This is a genomic window from Martinezella rhizogenes, assembly GCF_007002745.1.
Classification (GTDB): Bacteria; Pseudomonadota; Alphaproteobacteria; order Rhizobiales; family Rhizobiaceae; genus Agrobacterium; species Agrobacterium cucumeris.
In genome coordinates this window covers 475,048-492,808 of record NZ_SGNY01000004.1, presented here as the reverse complement: position 1 = coordinate 492,808, position 17,761 = coordinate 475,048, and the positions used below count along the sequence as shown (strand labels likewise).

The following is a 17,761-nucleotide window of genomic DNA, read 5'->3' as shown; positions in this document are numbered from 1 at the left end:
GAGAATTCATGTCTGACGAGGCAATCCACGATATTTTCGTGATCGGCGGCGGCATCAATGGCTGCGGCATTGCGCGTGATGCCGTTGGCAGGGGTTATTCCGTTGCACTTGCGGAAATGAACGATTTTGCCTCAGGCACCTCGTCCGCCGCGACCAAGCTCATCCATGGTGGTTTGCGTTATCTCGAACATTATGAGTTTCGTCTGGTGCGCGAAGCGCTGATGGAGCGGGAGGTGTTGTGGGCCATGGCGCCGCACATCATCTGGCCCATGCGTTTCGTTCTGCCGTTTCAGAAAGGTGGCGTGCGTCCGGCCTGGCTCGTGCGTCTCGGACTTTTTCTTTATGATCACCTCGGCGGCCGCAAGCTTCTGCCTGCCACCCGTTCGCTTGATCTGCGCCGCGATCCCGCCGGAAAACCGCTGAAGCCGATTTTCGCCCGCGCTTTCGAATATTCTGACGGCTGGGTGGATGATGCCCGGCTTGTGGTGCTGAACGCCCGCGATGCCGCTGATCGTGGCGCCCTGATCCTCAACCGCACGCAGGTGGTTTCAGCGCGACGCGAAGGCGCCTTCTGGCGGGTTGAAACCCGGAGCGCAGCCGGGGAAAGCGCGACCTACCGGGCACGCATGCTGGTAAATGCCGCCGGCCCCTGGGTCGACAAGGTCCTGTCTTCGGCATTCGGCAAAAACAACGTTCACAATGTCCGCCTCGTGCAGGGCAGCCACATCATCGTGCGCAAGAAGTTTGCCGATCCGCGCGCCTATTTTTTCCAGAATCCGGACGGGCGGATCATCTTCGCCATCCCTTACGAACAGGACTTCACGCTGATCGGCACGACGGATCGCGACTATACCGCCGATCCCCGCGCTGTTAAGATCACCGCGGAGGAAATCAGCTATCTTTGCAGCGCGGCCAGCGAATATTTTGCCGAACCGGTTACGCAGGACGATATCGTCTGGACCTATTCCGGCGTGCGGCCGCTGTTCGACGACGGCGCGTCGAAAGCGCAGGAAGCGACCCGCGATTATGTGCTGAAAACTGATGGAGCGGAGGGCGAAGCACCTTTGCTCAATATTTTCGGCGGCAAGCTCACCACTTATCGGCGGCTTGCCGAACATGCTCTTGAAAAAATCGGCGATGCGCTGGGTGAAAAGGGTGCGCCCTGGACGGCGGGTTCGCATTTGCCGGGCGGGAACTTCGGTGCAGAGGCTTACGGTGCAGAGGTTTCGGCCCTGCGTTCGCGTTACCCCTTCCTGGAAGAGCGACATGCCGGGCGGCTCGTCCGCTGCTACGGAACGGATGCGACGGCAATGATCGGTTCTGCCACGGATGCGGCAGCACTGGGCCGTCATTTCGGCGGTACGCTTTATGAGGTCGAGGTTCACTGGCTGATGGCGCGGGAATGGGCGCTGACGGCGGAGGATATTCTGTGGCGCCGCACCAAGCAGGGGCTTTTTTTCACTCCTGAAGAGGTGCGCGGGCTGGAGGACTATATCGAAGACATTGCAGGGGAACGCTTGAAGGCAATCTGACGATCCGATCGAAAAGCGGAGGAGGCTTTGGATCAACATGCTTGAATTGCGAAACGTCTCGAAGATGGCCGGCGGTGAATATCATATTCACCCGACCGATCTGACGTTGCAGCGCGGAAGCCTGAACGTCCTGCTTGGACCGACACTTTCGGGCAAGACGACGCTGATGCGGCTGATGGCCGGGCTGGACAAGCCGAGCGGCGGCGCGATCTTCTTTAATGGTGAGGACGTGACGGGCTGGCCGGTGCAGAAGCGCAACGTCGCCATGGTCTATCAGCAGTTCATCAACTATCCGGCGCTGAGTGTCTACGAAAACATCGCCTCACCGATGCGGGTTGCCGGTAAAGACCAGGCAACCATTGATCGGGAGGTGAGGAAAGCCGCCGAGCTTCTGAAGCTCACGCCTTATCTCGACCGGACGCCGCTCAATCTTTCCGGTGGCCAGCAGCAGCGCACGGCGCTCGCCCGCGCCATCGTCAAGAACGCCAATCTGGTGCTGCTCGATGAGCCGTTGGCCAATCTCGATTACAAGTTGCGCGAGGAACTACGCGAGGAATTGCCGCGCATTTTCGCGGAATCCGGCGCAATTTTCGTTTATGCCACCACCGAACCTTCCGAGGCACTGCTGCTGGGTGGCAATACCGCGACGCTTAATGAGGGAAGGGTGACGCAGTTCAGCCGCACCATCGAGGTTTACCGGCATCCGGTGGATATCGTGACCGCGGAAATCTTCGCAGATCCGCCGCTTAACACCATTGAGGTCATCAAGGCCGGCAATGCTTTCACCCGTGCGGATCATGCCGTGGTCGCGGTTCCAGCCCATCTTGCCGCCATGCCGGACGGCCCGGTGACGATAGCCTTCCAGCCGCATCATCTTTTCCCTTATGCGAAGGGAGAAGCGCGGCAATCCATTCGGGCGCGAACGCTGATTTCGGAAATCGCCGGATCAGAAAGCTTCGTGCATGTGGAATTTTCGGGCCGGCGCTGGGTCATGTTGGCGCACGGCATTCACGATATCGAGCCGGACAGGGACATCGAACTGTTTCTTGATACGCGGCATTTGATGGCCTTTGACGCGAATGGCCGCGCCATCGGCAAAGCGGCTTAAAGGGAGATCGGTCATGGCACGCATCACGCTCGATCACATCCGCCACGCCTATAACGCCAAGGCGCAGGCAGCCGGCGATTATGCCCTGAAAGAAGTGCATCACGAATGGGAGGATGGCGGGGCTTATGCGCTGCTCGGGCCTTCCGGCTGCGGTAAGACCACGCTGCTCAACATCATTTCCGGGCTGCTGCGACCGTCCGAAGGGCGTATCGCTTTCGACGGAACTGACGTGACCGATCTTGCCACCGAAGACCGCAATATCGCCCAGGTATTCCAGTTCCCGGTCGTCTACGACACGATGACGGTCTACGATAATCTGGCTTTTCCGCTGCGCAACCGGCATGTGCCGGAAGCCGAAGTCGATCGTCGGGTGCGCGACATTCTTGAAATGACCGATCTTTCCGGCATGGCGAAACGTCATGCGCGCGGGTTGACGGCAGATCAGAAGCAGAAGATTTCGCTGGCACGCGGCCTCGTGCGTTCCGACGTCAACGCCATCCTTTTCGACGAGCCGCTGACGGTTATCGATCCGCATATGAAATGGGTGCTGCGCTCGCAGCTGAAACGGCTGCACCGGCAATCCGGCTTCACCATGGTCTATGTGACGCACGACCAGACCGAAGCGCTGACCTTCGCCGACAAGGTGGTGGTGATGTATGACGGGCAGATCGTTCAGATCGGCACGCCGGCTGAGCTTTTCGAGCGGCCCGGGCATACATTCGTTGGTTATTTCATCGGCTCGCCTGGCATGAACGTGCTGCCCGCCAGGATAGACGGCGCAACCGCTATGATCGGCGACCTCGGTGTGCCGCTTGCCGGTGTACCGAAGGTTGATGGAGCGCAGCGCATTGAGATCGGCGTTCGCCCGGAATTCATCCGGCTGGAACGGGGCGGCATGCCGATCACCGTCGACAAGGTCGAAGATATCGGCCGGCAGAAAATCGTCCGCGCCCGGTTTGCCGGCCAGAAGCTGGCAATTGTCGTTGCCGAAGACGAGGAAATTCCGGCGGAAGCGGGTGTTCGCTTCGACCCGGCCGCCATCGGCGTCTTTGCCGATTCCTGGCGTGTGAAGATGGGGGCCTGACCATGGAAAAGAGCTGGAACAACAAGGCGTGGTTCATGGTGCTGCCGGTTCTCGTGCTGGTCGCCTTTTCCGCCGTCATTCCGCTGATGACCGTCGTGAACTATTCGGTGCAGGATACCTTCGGCAACAACCAGTTCTTCTGGGCGGGAACGCAATGGTTCGAAGAAATTCTGGCATCGGCCCGGTTCTGGGACGCGCTGGGGCGCAACCTGCTGTTCTCCGGCATCATTCTGGCGATTGAAATTCCGCTCGGCATTTTCATCGCGCTTAAAATGCCGAAATCCGGCATCGGCGTGCCTGTCTGCCTTGTGACGATGGCGCTGCCGCTTCTCGTGCCGTGGAACGTGGTCGGCACGATCTGGCAGGTGTTCGGGCGCAGCGATATCGGGCTGCTCGGTTATTACGCCAACCAGCTTGGGCTTGATTACAACTACGTCAATGATCCGCTCGATGCATGGATCACGGTCGTCATCATGGATGTCTGGCACTGGACGAGCCTCGTCGTGCTGCTCTGCTATGCCAGCCTCGTTTCCATTCCGGATGCCTATTACCAGGCGGCCAGGATCGATGGCGCATCGCGTTTCGCCGTATTCCGGTTCATCCAGCTGCCGAAGATGAAACGCGTACTGCTCATCGCCTTCCTGCTGCGCTTCATGGACAGCTTCATGATCTATACCGAGCCTTTCGTGGTCACCGGCGGCGGCCCGGGCAATTCCACCACCTTCCTGTCCATCGATCTCGTGAAGATGGCGCTCGGCCAGTTTGACCTTGGTCCTGCAGCAGCCATGTCGCTGATCTACTTCCTCATCATCCTGCTGTTGTCCTGGGTGTTCTACACCGTGATGACCAGCCACGACGCGGAGACTTGAGACATGAGCGCCTCTGATGTCACCACAAGCGTGGAACGGATGGGAAATTCCCCGGTGAAAGCTGCCTCGGCGGGATTGTCCGGCCTTGCGGCACGATCGCGCCGCCGCCATGGGCCATCGCGTTTTTCCTGGCTGGTGCCGACGATCTACATCATTCTTCTGCTGGTGCCGATCTATTGGCTCGTCAATATGAGCTTTAAGACGAATGCGGAAATCGTCTCGTCGATGACGCTTTATCCGCATCAGCCGACGCTGCAGAACTACCGGACGATCTTCACCGATTCCTCCTGGTATTCGGGCTACATCAACTCGATTATCTACGTCGTCATGAACATGGTGATCTCGGTTGCGGCAGCACTTCCGGCTGCCTATGCCTTCTCGCGTTACCGTTTTCTCGGTGACAAGCACCTGTTCTTCTGGCTTTTGACCAACCGCATGGCGCCGCCGGCGGTGTTCGCGTTGCCCTTCTTCCAGCTTTATTCGGCATTCGGGCTGATCGACACGCATATTGCTGTGGCGCTGGCGCATTGCCTGTTCAACGTGCCGCTGGCGGTGTGGATCCTCGAAGGTTTCATGTCGGGCGTGCCGAAGGAAATCGACGAAACCGCCTATATTGACGGCTATTCCTTCCCGAAATTCTTCGTGAAGATTTTCATGCCGCTCATCGCTTCCGGCATCGGTGTGGCCTGCTTCTTCAGCTTCATGTTCTCGTGGGTCGAGCTTCTGATCGCCCGTACGCTGACGACGACGGACGCCAAGCCGATCGCCGCGACGATGACGCGAACCGTGTCCGCCGCCGGCATGGATTGGGGCCTGCTTGCCGCCGCCGGTGTGCTGACACTCATTCCGGGTGCGCTGGTGATCTGGTTCGTGCGCAATTACATCGCCAAGGGCTTTGCGCTGGGGAGGGTTTGACCATGATAAAGATGCCCGATTTTACCTGGATGGCGTGGACTTGGGCTACGGCCGCATTTTTCTGCGCCATCGCCGTGCTGCTCGTCGGCATGTGGGTCTGGGAATATTTTTCGCCCGGTGGCAATCCCCGCTTCGGCCTCTTGCGCTTTGAGACCACGCGCGGTGACCGGTTGTTCATTTCGCTGCTCGGCAGCGCCTTCATTCATCTCGCATGGCTCGGGCTGGTCGGCCCGAACCTGTGGTGGGCTCTCGCTCTGTCCGTGGTCTACGCCATCGGCGTTTTCCGTTTCGTTTAGAGCAGAAAGAACGGTGCGGCGGAGGAAAACCGCACTGGAGGACTTCATGCAATCGCAACCCCTGGGAGGACTGATATGCGACGGCATCTGATGACGACGACGGCAGCCATGCTGCTGGCAATGACAGGTTCCGCTTTCGCCGGAATGGAGGAAGCAAAGCAGTTTCTGGACAAGGAAATCGGCGATATGTCGTCGCTTTCCCGTGCGGATCAGGAGAAGGAACTGCAATGGTTTATCGATGCCGCGAAACCTTTCGCCGGCATGGACATCAAGGTCGTTTCCGAATCCCTGACCACGCATGAATATGAATCGAAAGTTCTGGCGCCGGCCTTTACCGCCATTACCGGCATCAAGGTCACGCATGACATCATCCAGGAAGGTGACGTCGTCGAAAAGATCCAGACCCAGATGCAGACCGGCCAGAACCTTTATGACGGCTGGGTCAACGACAGCGATCTCATCGGTACGCATTGGCGCTACCAGCAGGTGCGCAACCTGACCGACTTCATGGCCAATGAAGGCAAGGACGTCACCAATCCCGGTCTCGACCTCAAGGATTTCATCGGCAGCGCCTTTACGACGGCACCGGACAAGAAGCTCTACCAGCTTCCCGACCAGCAGTTCGCGAACCTTTACTGGTTCCGTTACGACTGGTTCAACGACGACAAGAACAAGGCCGATTTCAAGGCCAAATACGGCTACGACCTCGGCGTGCCGGTCAACTGGTCGGCCTATGAGGATATCGCCGAATTCTTCACCGGCCGCGATGTCGGCGGCAAGAAGGTCTTCGGCCATATGGACTATGGCAAGAAGGACCCGTCGCTTGGCTGGCGCTTCACCGATGCCTGGCTCTCCATGGCTGGCAACGGCGACAAGGGTCTGCCGAACGGCCTGCCGGTCGATGAATGGGGTATCAAGGTCAACGACAAGTCGCAGCCCGTCGGTTCCTGCGTGGCGCGCGGCGGGGATACCAATGGTCCGGCTTCGGTCTATTCCATCGAGAAATATCTCGAATGGCTGAAGAAATATGCGCCGCCGGAAGCACAGGGTATGACCTTCTCCGAATCCGGACCGGTGCCGGCGCAGGGCAACATTGCCCAGCAGATCTTCTGGTATACCGCCTTCACTGCCGATATGGCCAAGCCCGGCCTGCCTGTCGTGAACGAGGACGGTTCGCCGAAATGGCGCGTCGCACCTTCGCCGCACGGTGTCTACTGGAAGGACGGCATGAAGCTCGGTTATCAGGATGTGGGTTCGTGGACATTGATGAAATCCACCCCCGACGACCGCGCCAAGGCCGCTTGGCTTTATGCGCAGTTCGTGACCTCCAAGACGGTGGATGTGAAGAAGAGCCATGTGGGTCTCACCTTCATTCGTGACAGCACCATCCATCACCAGAGTTTCACGGATCGGGCTGCCAAGCTCGGCGGCCTGATCGAGTTTTATCGCTCGCCGGCCCGCGTGCAATGGTCTCCAACCGGCACCAACGTTCCTGATTATCCGAAGCTGGCGCAGCTGTGGTGGCAGGCAATCGGCGATGCGTCGTCGGGTGCGAAAACCGCACAGGCAGCCATGGACTCGCTCTGCGCCGAGCAGGAAAAGGTCATGGCCCGTATCGAGCGCGCCGGTGTGCAGGGTGATATCGGCCCGAAACTGGCGGAAGAGCATGATATCGACTACTGGAACAAGGACGCCGTTTCGAAGGGCAATCTGGCTCCGCAGCTGAAGATCGCCAACGAAAAGGAAAAGCCGGTCACCGTCAATTACGACGAACTGGTCAAAAGCTGGCAGAAGTAATTTCTGCGTGACATGAAGCATTTCCAGTAAAAGTGCGTAGCGGTTTTACGTCCGGAAAATGCGTGAAAACAAAGATACAGAGTACGTCTGACAACGTGCTCTGAAACCGGGGCGGCTTTGCCGCCCCGTCATTGCGTCTGAAAGGGAGTTACATAATGGGCGGTTATATTCTGGCGATCGATCAGGGAACGACATCGACACGGTCGATGGTCTTTGATCGCGACATGCGGGTCATCGGTGTCGGACAGCGAGAATTTCCGCAACATTTCCCGGCCTCGGGCTGGGTGGAACATGATGCCGAGGATATCTGGAAAAGCGTGCTTGAAACAATCCGGCTGGCGCTCGCCGATGCCGGCATCGCTGCTTCCGATATAGAGGCTATCGGCATTACCAACCAACGCGAAACGACAGTGCTTTGGGACCGTAACACGGGTGAAGCCGTACACCGTGCCGTGGTCTGGCAGGATCGGCGCGCCGCACCCATCTGCGAGGACCTGAAACGCCGTGGCCTGGAGCCGCTGTTTTCGAAAAAGACCGGCCTGCTGCTCGATCCCTATTTTTCCGGCACCAAGCTGAAATGGATTCTGGATAGCGTCAGCGGTCTTCGCGAAAAGGCGGTGAGGGGTGACATCTGCTTCGGCACCGTCGACAGTTTCCTGATCTATCGCCTGACCGGCGGTCGTCGCCATGTGACCGACGCCACCAATGCCTCTCGGACCTTGATCTACAATATTGAGGACAATGCCTGGGATGACGAGCTGCTGTCGGTCCTCGACATTCCCCGCGCCATGCTGCCGGAGGTGCTGGATTGCGCCGCTGATTTCGGCGTGACGGACAAGGCGCTTCTAGGCGCAGAAATCCCGATCCTCGGTGTTGCCGGCGATCAGCAGGCAGCTGTCATCGGCAATGCCTGCTTCGAACCGGGCATGATGAAATCAACCTATGGCACCGGCTGCTTCGCGCTTCTCAATACCGGCACGGATCGCGTCGCTTCCACCAACCGGCTGCTGACGACAATTGCTTACCGTCTTGATGGTGTGACGACCTATGCGCTTGAAGGCTCGATCTTCATTGCGGGTGCAGCAGTGCAATGGCTGCGCGACGAGTTGGGCTTCATCTCGGTCGCTTCCGAAGTCAGCGCGCTTGCCGAAAAGGCCGATCCCAATCAGCGGGTCTATCTGGTGCCGGCCTTCACCGGACTTGGTGCGCCGTATTGGGATGCTGATGCGCGCGGAGCGATCTTCGGCCTGACGCGCGGGACAGGACCCGCGGAATTCGCACGTGCGGCGCTGGAAAGCGTTGCCTATCAGACGTTTGACCTACTGGATGCCATGCGCAAGGACTGGGCGGGTGACAATGGCAAGACGGTGCTGCGGGTCGATGGCGGCATGGTTGCCTCTGACTGGACAATGCAGAGGCTGGCCGATGTTCTCGCCGCACCGGTAGACCGGCCGGTCTTTCTGGAAACGACCATTCTGGGCGCCGCCTGGCTCGCTGCATCGCGTGCGGGCATCTGGCCGGATCGCGAAGCCTTCGCAGCCCATTGGAAACGCGATCGCCGTTTCGCTCCTGACATGGACGAGGCGGAGCGGAAAAACGCCATCGCCGGCTGGCGTGACAGTGTCGGCCGGTGCCTTTCACGGCGGGAAAACTAGAGCATTTCCAGCAAAAGTGTGAAGCGGTTTTGCGTCCGGAAATGCGTCAGGGAAGCTATACGAAGCTGCCTGGCGCGATGCTCTTGCTGGACACGAGATCAGAAAGGGCGCGCACCAGTTTCGTATCTGTGCCCTTGCTCGGCTGAAGCACGAATTCCACGTCTTCGAGTGCCGGCAGCACATCCGCTGCAATCTCCTTGAGACCGGCAGGCGCCATGCTGCGTGGCTGCACCAGAATGCCCATGCCCGCTCTTGCAGCAGCCGTCAGCCCGCTGAGGCTGCCGCAGGTGCAGACAATGCGCCAGGAGAGACCAGCGCGGTCAAGCGCTTCCTGCGCCGCCTTTCTTGTAATGCTCGGCGGCGGAAAGGCGATCAGCGGCAGGGCGTCCGGCTGGTTCAGCATGCGCTCGGGGTCACGCGCCAGCCACACCAGCGGTTCACGATAGAGGAAGTGTCCGAGCTTGTCGCCAAGACGCCGCTTGGCCAGCACCACATCCAGTTCGCCATTATCCTGCATCTGGTAAAGCACGCCGCTCAGCGAAACCGTCAGTTCCAGATCCACCAGAGGATAAAGACGGATGAATTCTTCCAGAATGGCCGTCAGCCGACTGGCGACGAAATCTTCGGAAACACCGAGCCTCAGCCGTCCGCGCAGGCGGCTTTCGCTGAAGAGCGAAGAGACCTTGCTGTCGATGTCAAGCATATTGCGGGCATAACCGAGCAGTGCCTCGCCCTCACCGGTCAGTTTCACCTGATGGGTACTACGTGCAATCAGCCGGCGACCAAGCGAGGCTTCCAGGCGTTGAATATGCTGGCTGACGGTGGATTGGCCGACACCCAGTCGCTCGGCGGCGAGAGTGAAACTGCCGGTTTGCTGCAGCATGACGAAGCTGGCTAGATGTTGAAGGTTCAGCATTATCTCAAATCATGATAACTGTTAGTCTTTGCATTCGAATTCATGATTAGCGATAGTGGCTGACATTTCAAGCAAAACTGATGCCGGAAAGATTTTCCCATGACCCGCTTCTTGCCTGACCGCTTCACCATGATGTTGGTGGCCACCGTGATTTTGGCTTCCTTTCTGCCCATCAGCGGTCAGCCGGCGGAATATTTCGGCCTTGCGACGAAGCTGGCGATTGCGCTTCTGTTCTTCCTGCATGGTGCGCGACTTTCGCGGGATGTGGTGATTGCCGGCATCCTGCACTGGCGTCTGCATCTGGCGATCCTGCTCGTGACTTTCGGCCTTTTCCCGTTGCTGGGCGTGGCGATCGGTTTCATTCCCGAAAACATCCTGCCGGCGCCGCTTTATATGGGCGTGCTGTTTCTCTGTGTCCTGCCATCCACTGTGCAATCCTCCATCGCCTTCACCTCCATGGCGGGCGGAAACGTGCCGGCGGCGATCTGCTCGGCTTCGGCATCGAATATTTTCGGCATGTTCCTGACGCCATTGCTGGTTGGCCTGCTGTTTACGGTGGGCGGCCATGGCAACGGGTTTTCGCTCGACGCTTTCCTGCAAATCTTCCTGCAGCTGTTGTTGCCTTTCATCGTCGGTCAGGTGTTGCAGCCGTGGATTGGCGACTGGATCCGAGCGCGCAAAAAACTGCTGTCTCCCGTCGATCGCGGCTCGATCCTGATGGTTGTCTATCTCGCTTTTTCTGATGCTGTCATCGAGGGTATCTGGCAGACGTTTTCCCTGCGCGACATCGGCGTGGTCATTGTCATCAACATCGTGCTTCTGGCGTTTGTCCTCTGCGTGACGATGTTCGGCAGCCGGGCGCTTGGTTTCAACAAGGCGGATGAAATCACCATCACCTTTTGCGGGTCCAAGAAGAGCCTTGCCAGTGGTGTGCCCATGGCGGGCGCGATCTTTGCCGGCCAGAGCATTGGCGCTATCGTTCTGCCAATCATGCTCTTCCATCAGATTCAGCTGATGGTCTGCGCTGTGCTGGCCCAGCGTTATGCCCGCAAGGCCCATGAGAAGGCAGCGATTACGGAAACGGCTGCCGCAGAAGGCGTGGCGGCATCCACCCGCTGACACAAAAATTTCTGCAAACAAAAACGGCCCCGGGAAGGGGCCGTTCCGATTGCATTTCAGGATAGTTTAGTTGACCTGAGCCGGCGTGATCTGGGCTTCGATCGTCTTCGGCGCATCGGCGCTGTCGGACGAGATCGCGATGCGGCGCGGCTTCATGGCTTCCGGAATATTGCGGACGAGATCAATGTGGAGCAGGCCGTTCTTTAAGGAAGCGGTCTGGACTTCGACGTGGTCGGCAAGCTGGAAGCGGCGTTCGAAAGCGCGCGTGGCGATGCCGCGATACAGGAATTCGCCTTCGGATGACTTCTCGTCCCCGGACTTCTCAGCCTTCACCGTCAGCGCATTGGCGCGGGATTCAATGCTGAGTTCGGTCTCATCGAAACCGGCAACAGCCATGGTGATACGATAGGTGTTTTCACCCGTCCGCTCGATATTGTAGGGCGGATAGGACTGGGCCTGCTCGGGTTGGCCGAGGCCGTCAAGCATCGAGAAAAGACGGTCGAAGCCAACGGTGGAGCGATAAAGGGGGGAAAAATCGACGTGACGCATGGTGTCCTCCTAAGAAGCGACTGTTTGCGGTTAAATCCGGCGTCCCGTTCTGGCAACGGCCGGACATAGGGCGCGGTCCCGTTCTGGCGACCGCATGAAGGAGATGGGAATGGCTGGAGCCTGCGTCAAGGGGTGGTCACAACATGAACCATGGCTGAACATCCGGTTCCGGCATCGTTCAGTTTGAGCGCCATAAAACTGCGGTCATCGGAGACATTCTCCGTGGACAGAAGCAATAACGTCCCTTCTTCTTCTGTCTTACTGGCCGGAACCGCGACTGCTTTAACCGACGGTTCCGGCAATTTTTTCTTTGACCTTCTGTCGCCGCCGACCTATCCGAAAAGAGTTGAAAAGCCGGAAAAGACCGATGATCGAAGCCACATTGCGCGTCAGTGAAGATAACCTGGTTCCCGGCAACCATACCGTCGGATATTTTGCCGGCCATGGCGGCAAGCAGCTTCGATATGCGATCTTTCGCGCCAGCCGCCATATTGCCCGCGGAACGGTGGTTCTTCTGCACGGCCGCAACGAGTGTATCGAGAAATATTTCGAAACGATTGCCGATCTGACGGCCATGGGCTTCTGGGTCGCGACCTTCGACACGCGCGGGCAGGGCGGTTCTGAACGGCTGCTGAAGAGGCCGGGCGCCGGGCATGTTCGGCGGTTTTCCGACTATCAGCGCGATATCAGCCTGTTTCTCGAGCAGGTGGTGTTGCCGGATACACGGCTGCCATTCTTCATGATCGCGCATTCCACCGGTGCGCTTGCAGCACTTGCGGCGGCACCCGACCTGTCCAACCGGATAGACCGACTGGCGCTTTGCTCGCCATTCATCGAGCTGGACAGCCAGCAATCCGTTCCTTCGCCCGTCATCCGGCTTGTCTCGACGGTCTTAAGTCTGATTGGCCTCGGAAGAATTCAGCTCGGCAAGGATCAACGTGAGCGGGATTTCGATGGCAACCCGCTGACCTCGGATGCGAAGCGTTTTGCGCGAAATCTATCGCTGCACCGGCAATTTCCGGAACTGTTCATCGGTGCGCCAACGGCGCGCTGGGTCTATGAAGCCTTGAAGGCCATGGCGCGGGTGACCCGTCAGGATCATCTGACGAACATCACCATTCCGACCCTCATTCTGGCGCCGATGCTGGATACGATTACGCCCTATAAGGCGCAGGAAGAACTGTCGCGCAATTTCCGGGCGGCACAGCTGCTTCCCGTCACCGGTGCGCGCCATGAGCTGCTGCATGAGCGCGATGTTTTCCGCAAACAGGCGCTCGCGGCCATCGGCGCGTTTTTCGCGCCGGAGTGATCGCCGCTCAGCCAGGCTCCTAGAGTTTCGAGAGAATGGCCAGGGCCTCTTCGTGCACGGCCCTGGATCCGGCTGCCAGAATGCGCCCGCCATTTTCCGGGCGCCCGCCATCCCAGGTGGTCATGATACCGCCAGCCTGTTCGATCACCGGGATCAATGCGCCGACATCATAGGGCTTCAGACCGGATTCGATCACCAGATCAACATGGCCGGCGGCCAGCAGGCAATAGGCGTAACAATCCACACCGTAGCGGAAAAGGCGGACCTGTTTCTCTACCTTTTCATAAAGCGGCTTTTCTTCTGCGGTGAAGATATGCGGGGTGGTGGTGAACAGCACCGCATCGGACAGAGACGCGCAATCACGCGTGCGGATTTTCTTTTCGCCATCGGGTCCGAAATACCAGGCACTTTCACCATCTGCGAAATAACGCTCTTTCGTGAAGGGCTGGTCCATGATGCCCATCGTGGCGCGGCCGGCTGACTGGAAACCAATCAGCGTGCCCCAGACCGGCACGCCGGAAATGAAGGCGCGGGTACCGTCGATCGGGTCGATGACCCAGATATGGTCGCGGTCGAGACCGACATTACCGTGTTCTTCGCCAAGAATGCCGTGCTGCGGAAAATGCTCTTCGATGAGCGCACGAATGGCGGTTTCTGCTGCCTGATCGCCTTCCGTCACCGGATCATAGCCGCCATCCTGCTTGTTGGTGACGGCAATGCCCGTGCGAAAGCGGGGAAGCGTTTCAGCACTGGCTGCATCGGCAAGTTTGAAGAAGAAATTCCGGTCGGGCAGCATGCGAAACCTCATTGCCTGGATGGTGGAGCCTGAATGATGTGGCCTGAATTGCGTGGCGAAATGCATAGACCGGAATCACATCCGCCGTCCACTCGTATGGATGCGGGAGCCGGTGTTTCCATATTTTCGGCATAAGTCTAAAAAATAGGCATAAAATAAAATGATTGACAATTGTGCACGCACTGCGTAGCGTGACCCTGCAGTCTTTGACTGTAAATACCCTCCTTGGGTGTTTCCTCCCTAGACTTGACCGCGCCAAAAGCGCGGTTTTTTTTGCCCGGCATGCCGCCAGACGGTCTCGTCTAAAGATTTGAAATATCGGGAATTTGGCGCGTTATTCGGCGGCGAGCGAGGTCTCGATCGCGTATTCCGAAACGAAAGCGCCGAGCTGACGCATGAAGATTTCCAGCGATGCCTGAATGGCCGGAAAATCGGCTTTCTTCGAAAGCGTCTTTTCATCGACGTAAAGCGACCGGTTGACCTCGATCTGCAGCGCGTGGAGGGAGCGAATGGGCCGGCCGTAATGTTCGGTGATGAAGCCGCCGGCATAAGGCTTGTTGCAGACCGCGATGAAGCCCAGCTCCTCCAGGAAATGCAGGGCGGCGCGGGAGACTTCCTGGGATGCGCTGGTGCCGTATCGATCGCCGATGATCACATCCGGCCGGAGGTTCGAGCCGGCGACGCGGATATTGCCGGGCATGGAATGGCAATCAATCAGCACCGCCATGCCGAAATTGGCATGGGTGCGTGAAAGCAGCCGGCGCAGGCAGGCGTGGTAGGGTTTATAGATCGTCTCGATCCGCGAGAGTGCCTCATCGACCGGCAAGCGGTGAGCATAAATATCCATATTTTCGGCGACGATGCGCGGCACCGTGCCCAAGCCGCCAGCAACCCGCATGGAGCCGATATTGGCATAAGGCGGCAGGGTGCCTTCGAACATGCGCGGATCTAGCTCGTAGGGCTCGCGATTGACGTCGAGATAGGCGCGGGGAAAATTCGCTTTCAGAAGCGGCGCGCCGATCTCGGGGGCGGCGGCGAAAAGCTCATCGACGAAATGATCTTCCGAGCGGCGAATCTCATGCGAATCCAGCCGCGCCGATTCGAGGAAGGAAATGGGATAACAGCGGCCGCTATGGGGTGAATTATAGACGAATGGCAGGGTTTGAACGGCAGGCTCCGTTACTTCAAACAACTCATATTCGCCCGTTACCCAGTCCATTCAGACCCATTTACCATGTCACAAACTATCAGGATGTTCATGTTGCCAGTTACCGTGCAGCAAGTCCATACTATCGCCAAAGCAGCGCTATACCGATTCACGTGTTCACAGGATATTTACCGTGAAAATCCTATAATCGGGCTAGGGTATTCCAAACATTGAGCAGTTACGGTCACTTAACCATGAATCAAAAAATTCTTCTTGCTGAAGACGACAACGATATGCGCCGCTTCCTCGTCAAGGCGCTGGAAAAAGCCGGTTACAAGGTTTCTTCCTTCGACAATGGCGCAAGCGCTTACGACCGGCTTCGCGAAGAGCCTTTTTCGCTACTGCTGACCGATATCGTCATGCCTGAAATGGATGGCATAGAACTCGCGCGACGCGCGACCGAACTCGACCCGGACCTGAAAGTCATGTTCATCACCGGCTTTGCCGCGGTTGCACTGAATGCCGATTCGAAGGCCCCGAAGGACGCCAAGGTGCTTTCCAAGCCGTTCCACCTGCGCGATCTGGTGGATGAGGTCAACAAACTCCTTGTGGCGTAAGGCCTCTTAAAAAACCTTCACAAAACCGAAAAAAAGCAGTTGACGCATGAACCGGTTTTGTGGTCTATCCGCCGCCAACGGAGGGCGTGTAGCTCAGCGGGAGAGCACTACGTTGACATCGTAGGGGTCACAGGTTCAATCCCTGTCACGCCCACCATCCGAATTTTGATATCATTGAGAAATCCCCTTCTGGGGATTTTTCATTTTTAGAGACTGACACGCTTCTGACACGTGAACTAGCCTTGGTACAGTGTAGGTCAAGCCGAGCGTCTCGAAATAAGCGTCTATGGCTATTCGTCCTGCGCTCAAGTAATCCGGCGCGTAGTGCGCATACTTCTCCGTCGTGCTTGGTCTACGGTGCCCAAGAAGCCCCTCAATTTCCCAAGCCGACACGCCACGACGGCGTAGTTCAGTAGCCATCGTGTGGCGCAGGCTATACGGCGTAATTTCTTTTGACAGACCTGCGTCAAATACGGTGGAGGCAAAGGTCTTTTTTACGCTTGCTATAGGTTTGCTGTTCCAAAGCACGAATGCGGGGATATCTGTCTGCTGGAGGAAGGGTAGTAGGGTATTCGTGATAGGGACGATTGGACGGTATTTTTTCGTCTGTTTTCTGCCCTTTGGGTTGAGGTTGATCCACCGGTCAGAAAGGTCTACCTGCGACGGAGAAAGCTGGAGGGCGGCTTCCGGTCGAGCCATGATGTTCAGTGCTATCATGCAATAGATGAACATATGAGGGCGCTCCTGCGCCTTAGTTAGTAGCCGTCTCATCTCCGCGAGCTTGACTAGATAGGGTTCTTTCTCGTCAGACCTGTCTGGCTCGTCGTAGATAAAGGGCACCGAGCTAATTTCGCCGTTCTTCCATGAGAAGCGAACAGCGGACCGTCCGACGGACATTGTCCGAGATACGTAGCTATTCTTGTAGCCTTTTGCCTTTAGCCAGAGAATGAACTCTTTCTGTTTTGGCGGCGTGAGGTCAACAACCGTTGAGGCTCCCCAGAATTCGGTCCAGAGCGATAAAGCGTATTTTGCTTGGTCTGCCGATGCAATGTTCTTCGCATGGTGTTCCCAATACCGGTAGAAAACGAGGCCTAGTGGCATGTCCGCGGCCCTTTGATCCTTAGGTATTGTCTGCTTCAGGGCGTATTCTGCGAGGAGCTTTTTTGCTTCATGAAAGTCTTTTGTGCCAAGAGATGCGCGGCGTGTTTGTCCAGTGCCCGCGTCGTACCAAGTGGCTTTGTAGACGGTGCTGTTGTGCTGTGAGAGCCAATATTCGCCGAGTTGGTACCGTTCGTTTTGCATAGTTCTAAGCCTTTCAAAAATTCATCAATATGCTGGTGGGTGTAGTAGGCGGAGCGACCTATCTGGTAGCAGCCGATTTCACCCCGTTTTCGAATCCTACGGAGTGTGTGGATGGATTTGTGTATGCGTTCGGCTGCCTGCGTCTCGGTGAGGAGATGAGCTGAACCAGGTTCCGTAGACGCGCGGGATCGAGGAAATTTCAGCATTAAGCTTCATCCTCCGCGCTAGCGCTCTTTGCAGTTTTTACAATTTGGATGATCTCGGCGTTTAGGCTTCGCCCGTTTTTGCCAGCTTGATCGGAAAGCCAAGCTTTGAGTTCGAGAGGGAGTCGAATGTTGAAAGCAGAAAGTAACTTCATATTACACCTTTATGGTTCAGGACCGTTACGGTGTACATAGATTCCAGCTTGTGGTCTAGACCATTATGATCCATACCGATGCGATGATTAGCTATACGCAGATGAAAATTCGCCTATCGCAGGCACTAAAAGAGCAAATCGAGAAAAGTGCTACGGAGTCGAACCGTTCGCTAAACTCTGAGATAATTTCTCGCCTGGAGGCGTCCTTTCCCAACGTTGACTTTGGAGAAGGGCAATCGAGACGCGCTCTAAGGCGCGATAAGACGGAGATTGAGCTCGAAAATTTGCGCGCCGGACTTCGTGCCGAGGAGGCTCGTGGAACGGATCTAGAGCGACGGCTTAAAGAAGTTATTTTTAGACTAAACAAGTTGGAGCGCGGCGAGCGTAGCTAG

19 protein-coding genes, 1 tRNA gene and 1 pseudogene are annotated in these 17,761 nt (G+C 57.4%); 14 read left to right on the top strand and 7 right to left on the bottom strand.

Annotation, left to right across the window (positions count from 1 at the left end; all coding sequences use genetic code 11):
- Positions 1–8 precede the first annotated feature (8 nt).
- From glpD to glpK, 8 genes are all read left to right on the top strand, one after another.
- Positions 9–1,532, top strand: a complete 1,524-nt coding sequence (glpD, locus tag EXN68_RS15545; RefSeq protein WP_142841721.1) for a glycerol-3-phosphate dehydrogenase — start codon at positions 9–11, stop codon at positions 1,530–1,532.
- A gap of 37 nt (positions 1,533–1,569) precedes the next feature.
- On the top strand, positions 1,570–2,640 hold the full coding sequence (locus EXN68_RS15540) for an ABC transporter ATP-binding protein (RefSeq protein ID WP_142841720.1): 1,071 nt from the start codon (positions 1,570–1,572) through the stop codon (positions 2,638–2,640).
- Between the two features lie 13 nt (positions 2,641–2,653).
- Entirely contained in the window at positions 2,654–3,724 is a 1,071-nt protein-coding gene (locus tag EXN68_RS15535; RefSeq protein ID WP_142841719.1) for an ABC transporter ATP-binding protein, read from the top strand.
- Positions 3,725–3,726: 2 nt separating this feature from the next.
- On the top strand, positions 3,727–4,593 hold the full coding sequence (locus EXN68_RS15530; protein WP_046799053.1) for a carbohydrate ABC transporter permease: 867 nt from the start codon (positions 3,727–3,729) through the stop codon (positions 4,591–4,593).
- Positions 4,594–4,632: 39 nt separating this feature from the next.
- Positions 4,633–5,508 (top strand): carbohydrate ABC transporter permease, encoded by an 876-nt coding sequence (locus EXN68_RS15525; RefSeq protein ID WP_371338318.1) that lies wholly within the window; start codon positions 4,633–4,635, stop codon positions 5,506–5,508.
- 2 nt (positions 5,509–5,510) lie between these two features.
- Positions 5,511–5,804, top strand: a complete 294-nt coding sequence (locus EXN68_RS15520; RefSeq protein ID WP_142841718.1) for a DUF2160 domain-containing protein — start codon at positions 5,511–5,513, stop codon at positions 5,802–5,804.
- Between the two features lie 75 nt (positions 5,805–5,879).
- Positions 5,880–7,601, top strand: coding sequence for an ABC transporter substrate-binding protein (locus EXN68_RS15515; protein ID WP_142841717.1), 1,722 nt, complete (start codon positions 5,880–5,882; stop codon positions 7,599–7,601).
- 155 nt (positions 7,602–7,756) lie between these two features.
- Positions 7,757–9,256 carry a glycerol kinase GlpK gene (gene glpK, locus EXN68_RS15510; protein ID WP_142841716.1) on the top strand — a complete coding sequence of 500 codons (1,500 nt, stop codon included), beginning with the start codon at positions 7,757–7,759 and terminating at the stop codon, positions 9,254–9,256.
- Between the two features lie 55 nt (positions 9,257–9,311).
- On the opposite strand, the gene EXN68_RS15505 is transcribed toward glpK, so the two are convergent.
- Positions 9,312–10,172: a LysR family transcriptional regulator gene (locus EXN68_RS15505; RefSeq protein ID WP_142841715.1), complete on the bottom strand. Its 861-nt coding sequence runs from the start codon at positions 10,170–10,172 to the stop codon at positions 9,312–9,314.
- Positions 10,173–10,271: 99 nt separating this feature from the next.
- On the opposite strand from EXN68_RS15505, the gene EXN68_RS15500 reads away from it, so the two are divergent.
- A complete protein-coding gene (locus EXN68_RS15500) occupies positions 10,272–11,291 on the top strand; it encodes a bile acid:sodium symporter family protein (protein ID WP_142841714.1) in 1,020 nt (339 codons plus the stop codon).
- A 66-nt stretch (positions 11,292–11,357) separates the two neighbouring features.
- Here the strand turns inward: EXN68_RS15500 and hspL are convergent, their stop codons facing one another.
- Entirely contained in the window at positions 11,358–11,840 is a 483-nt protein-coding gene (gene hspL, locus EXN68_RS15495; protein ID WP_046799048.1) for a heat shock protein HspL, read from the bottom strand.
- A gap of 222 nt (positions 11,841–12,062) precedes the next feature.
- On the opposite strand from hspL, the gene EXN68_RS27675 reads away from it, so the two are divergent.
- Together EXN68_RS27675 and EXN68_RS15485 are read left to right on the top strand one after the other, a co-directional pair.
- Complete coding sequence (locus EXN68_RS27675) at positions 12,063–12,236, top strand: hypothetical protein (protein WP_193559526.1); 174 nt, start codon at positions 12,063–12,065, stop codon at positions 12,234–12,236.
- Positions 12,208–13,149, top strand: coding sequence for an alpha/beta fold hydrolase (locus tag EXN68_RS15485; RefSeq protein WP_142841712.1), 942 nt, complete (start codon positions 12,208–12,210; stop codon positions 13,147–13,149). Before EXN68_RS27675 ends, EXN68_RS15485 begins: the two co-directional genes overlap by 29 nt.
- Before the next feature lie 19 nt (positions 13,150–13,168).
- Here the strand turns inward: EXN68_RS15485 and hisN are convergent, their stop codons facing one another.
- Positions 13,169–13,945, bottom strand: a complete 777-nt coding sequence (gene hisN, locus EXN68_RS15480) for a histidinol-phosphatase (protein WP_142841711.1) — start codon at positions 13,943–13,945, stop codon at positions 13,169–13,171.
- 334 nt (positions 13,946–14,279) lie between these two features.
- Positions 14,280–15,164, bottom strand: a complete 885-nt coding sequence (locus EXN68_RS15475) for an N-formylglutamate amidohydrolase (RefSeq protein ID WP_046799046.1) — start codon at positions 15,162–15,164, stop codon at positions 14,280–14,282.
- Positions 15,165–15,346: 182 nt separating this feature from the next.
- On the opposite strand from EXN68_RS15475, the gene cpdR reads away from it, so the two are divergent.
- Positions 15,347–15,709: a cell cycle two-component system response regulator CpdR gene (gene cpdR, locus EXN68_RS15470; RefSeq protein WP_003497910.1), complete on the top strand. Its 363-nt coding sequence runs from the start codon at positions 15,347–15,349 to the stop codon at positions 15,707–15,709.
- An 82-nt stretch (positions 15,710–15,791) separates the two neighbouring features.
- Positions 15,792–15,866 (top strand) — tRNA-Val (locus EXN68_RS15465).
- 14 nt (positions 15,867–15,880) lie between these two features.
- Here the strand turns inward: EXN68_RS15465 and EXN68_RS15460 are convergent.
- The 3 genes and pseudogenes from EXN68_RS15460 to EXN68_RS28195 all read right to left on the bottom strand — a co-directional run bounded on the left by EXN68_RS15460 (position 15,881) and on the right by EXN68_RS28195 (position 17,369).
- A complete protein-coding gene (locus EXN68_RS15460) occupies positions 15,881–17,011 on the bottom strand; it encodes a tyrosine-type recombinase/integrase (RefSeq protein WP_142841710.1) in 1,131 nt (376 codons plus the stop codon).
- Positions 17,012–17,034: 23 nt separating this feature from the next.
- Positions 17,035–17,217: pseudogene (locus EXN68_RS28200) on the bottom strand (helix-turn-helix domain-containing protein); the annotation flags it as partial.
- Positions 17,217–17,369 carry an Arc family DNA-binding protein gene (locus tag EXN68_RS28195; protein ID WP_142841708.1) on the bottom strand — a complete coding sequence of 51 codons (153 nt, stop codon included), beginning with the start codon at positions 17,367–17,369 and terminating at the stop codon, positions 17,217–17,219. The gene EXN68_RS28195 and the pseudogene EXN68_RS28200, both read right to left, overlap by 1 nt.
- Before the next feature lie 65 nt (positions 17,370–17,434).
- On the opposite strand from EXN68_RS28195, the gene EXN68_RS28190 reads away from it, so the two are divergent.
- Positions 17,435–17,761 (top strand): Arc family DNA-binding protein, encoded by a 327-nt coding sequence (locus EXN68_RS28190; protein WP_205125323.1) that lies wholly within the window; start codon positions 17,435–17,437, stop codon positions 17,759–17,761.